The organism is Pseudomonas sp. UBA3153, assembly GCF_002364635.1.
Lineage (GTDB): Bacteria > Pseudomonadota > Gammaproteobacteria > Pseudomonadales > Pseudomonadaceae > Pseudomonas_O > Pseudomonas_O kuykendallii.
The window spans coordinates 1,337-2,688 of the sequence record NZ_DEYR01000017.1 but is presented as its reverse complement, the minus strand read 5'-3'; the positions used below and the strand labels follow the sequence as shown (position 1 = coordinate 2,688).

Genomic DNA, 1,352 nt, shown 5'->3' with positions numbered 1-1,352 from the left:
CTTGCCCATCACCCCGCCGCAGGTGTTGGCCGCCACCAGCAGCGCCTGGCTGGTACCGATCTGCGTCGCGGTGATCGCCTGCAGGTGGGCGAACAGGGTGTTGCTGTTGACCACCGACCCGGTGATGAACACGCCGAGCCAGCCGATTGCCGGGGCGATCAGCGGGAACACCCTGCCGCTTTCGGCGACGCTCAGCCCGATGCTCGACGAGGCGCCGGAGAAGTTGGCGATGTAGGCCACCGCCATGATCAGCGAGATCATGCAGATCGGCCGCCACAGCTCGCTGACGGTCTTCTCCAGCTGATGCACGGAACTGCGCAGCGACAGCCGCGAGGAGAACAGCGTGGTGAGGATCACCGCGATGAGGATGGCGGTGCCCGGCGCGCTGATCAGGGCGACGTTCCATACCGCCGGCAGCGCATGGGGCGCGGCGACGATGGGCGGCAACTCCTCGATGCGCAGGTCGAGGAACGGGATAGGCAGCTTCAGCACCGTCGCCGCCAGCGGCCCGCCGGCGGCGAACAGGGCTTTGAACGGCGGCAGGCTCCAGGTAAGGATCACCGCGGTGAGGATGTAGAACGGCGACCAGGCGGAGATCACCGCGGGCAGCGCCCAGCGCTGCGAAGACAACGGCGGCGCGCCTTCCTCGCGGTAGATGTGCCGCGGTCGCCAGAACTGCATGAAGGCGGCCAGCGTGCCCATGCTCAGCAGCGGCGGCACGATGTCGGCCAGCTCCGGGCCGAGGAAATACAGCACCAGCGCCTGGCTCACGCTGAACAGCGCGCCGATCAGCAACAGCACCGGCCAGGTCTCGCGCACGCCGCGCCAGCCGTCGAGCACGGCGATCAGCAGGGTCGGCACGAACAGCGTGGAGAGCTGGATGATCGCGATCATCATCAGCGACATGTCGGCCAGTGCCACGCCGCCCTGCTGGGCGCCGACCAGCACCGGAATGCCGATCGCGCCGTAGGCGCCGGAGGCCGCGTTGGCCAGCAGGCAGAGCATCGCCGCCTTGACCGGATTGAAGCCCAGCTCCACCAGCAGCGCCGCGCAGATCGCGATCGGCACGCCGAAACCGGCGGCCCCTTCGAGGAAGGCGCCGAAGCAGAAGGCGATGAGGATCACCTGGACGCGCTGGTCCTCGGAGATGGTCGCGATGCTGCCGCGGATCACCTCGAACTTGCCGCTCTTCACCGCCAGTTTGTACAGCCACACGGCCATCAGCACGATGTAGCCGATCGGCCACAGCCCGCTGAGGAAGCCGAACGCGGCGGCGGCGAGGATCGATGCCGGCGGCATGCCGAACAGCAGCAGCGTGCCCACCAGCGACATCGCCAGGGTCAGCAGCGCCG

General features: G+C 68.4%; 1 protein-coding gene. It reads right to left on the bottom strand.

The window, feature by feature from the left end; all coding sequences use genetic code 11:
- Positions 1-1,352: lactate permease LctP family transporter (locus tag B2X67_RS04330; RefSeq protein ID WP_286784727.1), on the bottom strand; the 1,352-nt coding region annotated here is incomplete at both ends.